The 6,280-nt window shown below is 35.5% G+C and carries 8 protein-coding genes and 1 riboswitch; of the genes, 5 read left to right on the plus strand and 3 right to left on the minus strand.

Annotation, left to right across the window (positions count from 1 at the left end; all coding sequences use genetic code 11):
- Positions 1-66 precede the first annotated feature (66 nt).
- From F899_RS14815 to F899_RS14825, 3 genes are all read left to right on the plus strand, one after another.
- Positions 67-333 (plus strand): mobilization protein, encoded by a 267-nt coding sequence (locus F899_RS14815; RefSeq protein ID WP_139845772.1) that lies wholly within the window; start codon positions 67-69, stop codon positions 331-333.
- 17 nt (positions 334-350) lie between these two features.
- Positions 351-782: a GIY-YIG nuclease family protein gene (locus tag F899_RS14820; protein ID WP_005225402.1), complete on the plus strand. Its 432-nt coding sequence runs from the start codon at positions 351-353 to the stop codon at positions 780-782.
- Between the two features lie 415 nt (positions 783-1,197).
- A complete protein-coding gene (locus F899_RS14825) occupies positions 1,198-1,869 on the plus strand; it encodes an Abi family protein (protein WP_005225405.1) in 672 nt (223 codons plus the stop codon).
- Between the two features lie 515 nt (positions 1,870-2,384).
- On the opposite strand, the gene ppa is transcribed toward F899_RS14825, so the two are convergent.
- Together ppa and crcB are read right to left on the minus strand one after the other, a co-directional pair.
- Positions 2,385-2,909 (minus strand): inorganic diphosphatase, encoded by a 525-nt coding sequence (gene ppa / locus F899_RS14835; RefSeq protein WP_005225406.1) that lies wholly within the window; start codon positions 2,907-2,909, stop codon positions 2,385-2,387.
- Positions 2,910-2,935: 26 nt separating this feature from the next.
- Positions 2,936-3,316, minus strand: a complete 381-nt coding sequence (gene crcB, locus F899_RS14840) for a fluoride efflux transporter CrcB (protein WP_005225409.1) — start codon at positions 3,314-3,316, stop codon at positions 2,936-2,938.
- 116 nt (positions 3,317-3,432) lie between these two features.
- Positions 3,433-3,500: riboswitch (Fluoride riboswitch) on the minus strand.
- 198 nt (positions 3,501-3,698) lie between these two features.
- On the opposite strand from crcB, the gene F899_RS14845 reads away from it, so the two are divergent.
- Together F899_RS14845 and F899_RS14850 are read left to right on the plus strand one after the other, a co-directional pair.
- A complete protein-coding gene (locus F899_RS14845) occupies positions 3,699-3,908 on the plus strand; it encodes a hypothetical protein (protein ID WP_004282305.1) in 210 nt (69 codons plus the stop codon).
- Between the two features lie 252 nt (positions 3,909-4,160).
- On the plus strand, positions 4,161-5,615 hold the full coding sequence (locus F899_RS14850; RefSeq protein WP_005225410.1) for a SulP family inorganic anion transporter: 1,455 nt from the start codon (positions 4,161-4,163) through the stop codon (positions 5,613-5,615).
- A 206-nt stretch (positions 5,616-5,821) separates the two neighbouring features.
- Here the strand turns inward: F899_RS14850 and F899_RS14855 are convergent, their stop codons facing one another.
- Positions 5,822-6,049 carry a hypothetical protein gene (locus tag F899_RS14855; protein ID WP_000555568.1) on the minus strand — a complete coding sequence of 76 codons (228 nt, stop codon included), beginning with the start codon at positions 6,047-6,049 and terminating at the stop codon, positions 5,822-5,824.
- Between the last annotated feature and the right edge of the window lie 231 nt (positions 6,050-6,280).

Genomic DNA, 6,280 nt, shown 5'->3' on the forward strand with positions numbered 1-6,280 from the left:
ACCTTGAATGCATATTCAAGTGCGCTTATGTTAGGGATGGTTTCCCAGGATGATGGTATTGGATTAATGAGCGTTACTGAAACACTAGACAGCAAAATTAAAGCCCAGGAAGAAAAGCTGAAACAGCTCAAAGCTCAAAGACAGGCAGCACTGGCAAGAGAACGTGCCAAAGAGAAAGAACAGGCAAGAAAGGAAGATACCAGACGTAAGATTTTAATCGGATCCTGCATGTTGAAAATCACCGAAGAAGATGAACAAGCCAGAGCTAAATTAATTGCTCAGATGGATAAGTATTTGACAGATGAGCGTGACCGAAAGCTTTTTAATTTATAAATTTTGAGAGATGAGTAGTGGAAGATCCAACACTTAATGAGTTAATACGTAATACAGAATTATTTTTTGAACATCACTGGAATGTAGATTTATTAGGAAAGCCTCCTGAATGGTCACCAGTACATTTTAATTTTGGGAAAATTCCTAATTACGATAAACAAGGTGTATATGCGTTTATCAAAGGGGATTTAGTGACTTATATCGGTGTTGGAACTTCTAGAGGTGCTGGCCGTTATCGTGGTAATGGCTTAAGCGCTCGGGTAATGAAATATTGTCGATGGAATGAAGATAAAACTGAATATATTGCGATAGATCCAAGACTGAAAGATGCTGGATCCATTATTACGATAGGTTTTGAACGTGATACGGCTTATTTAGCAAATGCCCTAGAAGTTTTTCTTATCTCTAAACTCCAACCTATCTACAATGTGGTTAAAGTTGGTATGTAATTTCGAATAAGAGATCTTATATTAAATAAAAGCTTGAATTTAACAGGTAATTCTATAGGTCTTATAGTTTTGTTTAGACGAGCGTAATCGGTCCACTCGGGCATGAAGCATGTTACAATGCGCTTTAGCGCATTGTAACATGCTTCATGCCCGATGTAAAATTCTTTTAAAATCAATAACTTAGACTGTTTTTATGTGGTTGTAAGGTTAGATTATCTTACTAGAGTATCATTATTTATAACTAAGATTATAATAAACATTAAGTAAATTATAGGCATACATTGTTTTATAGCTACTTATAATGAAAAAAGCCTTTCACGTTAGCAAAAGGCTTTTTCCGAATCTTAACGCTTGGGAGGGAAGATCAAAGATCCGCAGTCTCTCAAACTTACAAGCACATAGTAGGGTATAAGCGGTGGAATTGTCAAATTCAGCATTGTTACAAATAGAGAAAACGCTATCTATACCACGTCTTTCAAAGTATGAGTATTTCTATAAGAATAGAAATGAGCCTTATAAAAAACAAGATGTTATGAAGCTTTATGAAAGAAATTTAATTATTTCCAATAGATTTTTTTACTTACTAAATTACTTCGAAATTGTTCTTAGAAATGCAGTTGTAGAAGCTATAGAAATAGCGTTTAACTGTAATTCAACTAATAGTTGGCATATTAATCCTGGCTTTATTCGAAGTTTGAGTAGCAAAGGTCGACACAGCCCTAAAAGCATGTTCGATGAAGTTCAACGAAAGTTTCCTTCTTCTCCTAGTAAGATGATTCCAGAGTTTAAATTTGTATTTTGGCAAAAGATGTTCATGTCTAATTATGAGGATCGTATTTGGAAAAGTTGTTTAACTCAGGTCTTTCCAAATGTACTAACGGAAAATAGGCAAACTTTTTATGATTGGATTGATCAATTACGAGAACTAAGAAATAGAATTGCTCATCATGAGCCTATTATTTTTAACAGATCATTAGAAAATGATTTAAAAGTATTAATGATTTTTATTCACTGTCGTTGTGAATATACTTTTACTTTACTAGAGCCATTTGCACTTGAATTAGAAAATTTAATTAGAAATAAGTAATTATCTTTTTAATATTTTAGAAATAAAAAACCCCGGCATCCTGCCGGGGTTTTTCGTATTGGTTCGCTCGGTATAACTCCTGTCGTACCTTACAGTCCTTGTGCTTATCTCTTGTTATTCTTCTCTGGAGCATCCTGCTCTCTATGTCTCCATCATAGGAAATTTCCAGTATATGGAATAGCCGCAAAGGACCGAGTTTCATGTGCGCCAGGGCGTACAAAATAGCCTAAATTTCATCCACAGCAATTGGGGATAGTTTTCGCCCTAGAAGAGCTGAGAACATTGGGAAAATGCCAAAATTGAGCATTTTTTAGACGATTTTATTGGCGAAAGATTACAAAGTTGCTTAAAAAACACACGAGTTGTTAAAACGTCTGTTTTTTGATCTTTGGGGTTTTGGATTTATTGAGTTAACTATTTGATAAATAATACTATTTAAAAAGGCGTTTCGTATAACGCCCATTATGTTAAATAGCATAAAAAGGGACCTCAGATTTGGGTCCCTTTTATCTAAATTATTTGTATGCTTGGATAGATTTTAGAATCTCCTGTCTGGCTTCTTCTACATTGCCCCAACCATTAAATTTCATCCATTTACCTTTTTCCAAGTCTTTATAATGTTCAAAGAAATGTTTCATTTGATCTAATTGAAGCTGAGGGAGGTCGCTCAGATCTTCAACATTGTTATATAGAGGTGTGAGCTTAGAATGAGGTACAGCAATGATCTTTGCATCAATACCGGCTTCATCTTCCATATACATGACTCCGACAGGTCTGCTGCGAATTACTGATCCTACAGCAACCGCATGGGGAGCTATTACAAATACATCTAAGGGATCACCATCCTCGCTTAATGTTTGAGGAATATAACCGTAATTGTACGGATATGACATTGCTGTACTTAGAAAGCGATCAACCAATAAAGCATCATATTCTTTATTCACTTCATACTTGATGGGTTTAGCATTTGCCGGGATTTCGATGATGCTATTAAAGTCATCTGGTGGATTAGTACCTGCTTTAACATTTTTAAAACTCATTGTTTTACCTTCTAATATTTAGATTATTAATGATTAGTGAAAAATTGATAGGAAAGTATTCCTAGTACTGTAAAGATTAATGAACCTATTACATGGATGGCTATTGTTGAGATAGCATATTCAAACTTTGAAGCTTGTAGCAACGCAACAATTTCAACTGAAAATGTTGAAAAGGTCGTTAAAGCACCGCAGAAGCCTGTCACAACGAATAACTTATAATTAGGGCTTATTGAGCTATTTGAAAAAAATGATACAGCTAATCCAATAATAAAAGCACCGATTAAGTTAACAATCACTGTCCCGAAAGGAATATTTTCAAATACGCTATTAAATCTTAGACTTATGCCCCAACGAAGCCAGGCACCGATTACAGAACCGAGAGCAATTGATAAAAGAGAAAGATACATGTCTGCTCCTAGTTATGAGCAGCAAAAGATATATAAATAAAGAACTTTATGACGGGAAAACATAGCGTAGCTCCATTTTGTAAAAGCAGAGCACGCGACTACGTACCCTGCTTGAGGGAAACGTAGGTATCATCAGCCAGAATTGGCGGTTTGTGTAAGGAGGATAGCCATCTCCTTTGAGTACTATTATTTAAAAATTGATTAGCTAATTCAACAACCTTCTATTATTAAAATACGTAAGTTTGATACTTTTTTATCTTTAGTTTAGTAAAACTTGAAACTTTTCATTTTTTCTATAATCTTTTTGGAAAGGGTGTCCAGCTAAGCTGAGGCAGGTGTTTGTTGTAGTCGGGCCGCTACAATATTGATAAAGAGCACCTGTATGTTTAATTTCAAGATTTTTAATAAAGTCTCTACGGAAGTATTGACGATCAAAAATGATCTCCAGCTTAATGCTGAGCTGCAATTAATTAATAAATATAAAACGGCTATTTCTGAAGATTATAAACAGGCTATTGTTTTGATCTTTAAAGAACGCGGCTACACACGTTTGGAAATAGGTCAATTACTTGGGGAGCTAAAAGCTTCATAAAATACAGATTAAACAAAGCTTGGATATACATCCAGGCTTTATAAAAAAGTACCTAGCTGTTACCCTTGTCCTGATTTTTTTACTCTAAAAAGTTTCTTCATCTTATGACACCTACGCCACCTTAAGTTTATTTACCTTCTTAAATCTGTAAATAACTCATCACTGTCTAGCTAGTGATGTGGTGTAGTCGCTTGTGTGTTGTATATATCACATCACTAGCCTATCTGAAAAATTAAAAAACAGGCTATGTTTATGTTATCTAATGTCCGAGAACAGTGGTTCTCTAACATCCGTGGGGATGTACTTGCCGGATTAGTCGTCGGTCTTGCACTCATCCCTGAAGCCATCGCATTTTCAATTATTGCAGGTGTAGATCCTAAAGTTGGTCTATACGCATCCTTCTGTATTGCCGTCGTGATTTCTTTCGTAGGTGGTCGTCCTGCCATGATTTCAGCAGCCACTGGCGCAATGGCGCTGCTTATGGTCACATTGGTCAAAGAGCATGGGCTTGAATATCTGCTGGCAGCAACAATTTTGACAGGCGTGATTCAAATATTGGCAGGCTATTTAAAGCTCGCCAAGTTAATGCGGTTTGTATCTAAATCTGTGGTTATTGGATTCGTAAATGCGTTAGCGATCTTAATTTTCATGGCTCAATTGCCTGAACTGATTAATGTGACCTGGCATGTATATGCTTTTGTTGCTTTAGGTTTAGCAATTATTTATCTATTCCCTCTGGTTCCCAAATTAGGAAAATTACTCCCTTCTCCACTAGTCTGCATCATTGCAATCACATTATTGGCAATCGCTTTAGGAATTGATGTCCGGACCGTGGGCGATATGGGGTCTTTACCTGACACACTTCCAATGTTCTTGATTCCAGATATTCCTTTGAATATTGAAACATTGATGATTATTTTGCCTTATTCAGTCGCACTGGCGGCTGTAGGTTTACTTGAATCGATGATGACAGCAACTATCGTGGATGAAATGACTGATACGCCAAGTGATAAATATCAGGAATGTAAGGGACAAGGGATTGCGAATATTGCTTCTGGCTTTATGGGTGGCATGGCCGGTTGTGCAATGATTGGTCAATCTATGATTAACGTAAAATCAGGTGGCCTTACACGCTTATCAACATTCTCTGCGGGCATTTTTCTTCTTATTCTGGTTGTATTTATCAGTGACTGGCTCAAAGTGATTCCAATGGCTGCATTGGTAGCGGTAATGATAATGGTCTCTATCAGTACCTTTGAATGGAGTTCTGTCACTCAGTTAAAAGATAATCCTAAGAGCAGTAATTTCGTCATGATTGCGACGGTGATTGTAGTTGTTGCTACGCATAACCTGGCTTTGGGTGTGTTAACAGGCGTATTACTTTCAGCCTTGTTCCTGGCGAATAAACTTGAAAATGATATCCAGGTGACAGCATCTTTTGAAGGAATGGCCCGTTTATATGAGTTGAGAGGTCAGATCTTCTTTAGTTCTTCTGAAAAATTCATGCAAGGTTTTGACTTTAAAGAGGATGTAAAGGATGTGATTATTGATTTGACCCATTCTCACATTTGGGATGTAACATCAGTCGCCATGCTTGATTCTGTTGTAAAAAAATTTCAAAAGAATGGTGTGAATGTCACTGTGCGTGGCTTAAATGAAGCCAGCTCTATCATGATTGATAAGTATGGAACACATGCCAGAATCTAAGCGCAGGAGATTTTACGTTTATGTAGAATCTCTAAAATTAACACAATACACCTTATACGAAGTCAAAAAAATATATCTATATGATAATTAATGAAATTGTAAAACCTATTCATAATGAACATTATGTAAAATGGAGATGATAGAAGTGTACTCACTAGTACACTTCTATCATAAAAAAGAGAGCTGCCAGCTCTCTTTTTTATGTTTTATTCAAAATGAAGTTGATATTTATCCGTCGTAATCTTGATCTTGAGGTTCTTATATTTTCGTTTTGTGGCACTCAGGGCTGAATCTGTCACTTCTGCATGAAATTTAGGGTCATTCATTAGATCATGAAATAGTTTATATCCAATCAATAACTTACTGGATTTTTTCTTTTCCTTTAGATCATTTTCAATCAACTGATCCAATTCTTTTACAGAAAAACTATGCATATTACCCTCTATAGTATCTTTCTGATAAAACACCATACAGACTTAGTAAGAGAATTTAAAGCTTATTAGATAATTGATATTTATGAAATTGTGAGAAAGATAATATATTAGATTTATCTATTTAAGTTAAGTTTTTCTAAAAATAACATAATACACCTTATACGAAATGCTTGATATTTCTCTTTAAATATCAGTATATTAAAGTAAGCAGTTTTGGAGTATAGGGCACCA

Origin of the sequence: Acinetobacter sp. CIP 101934 (genome assembly GCF_000369585.1) — a bacterium.
GTDB lineage: Bacteria > Pseudomonadota > Gammaproteobacteria > Pseudomonadales > Moraxellaceae > Acinetobacter > Acinetobacter schindleri.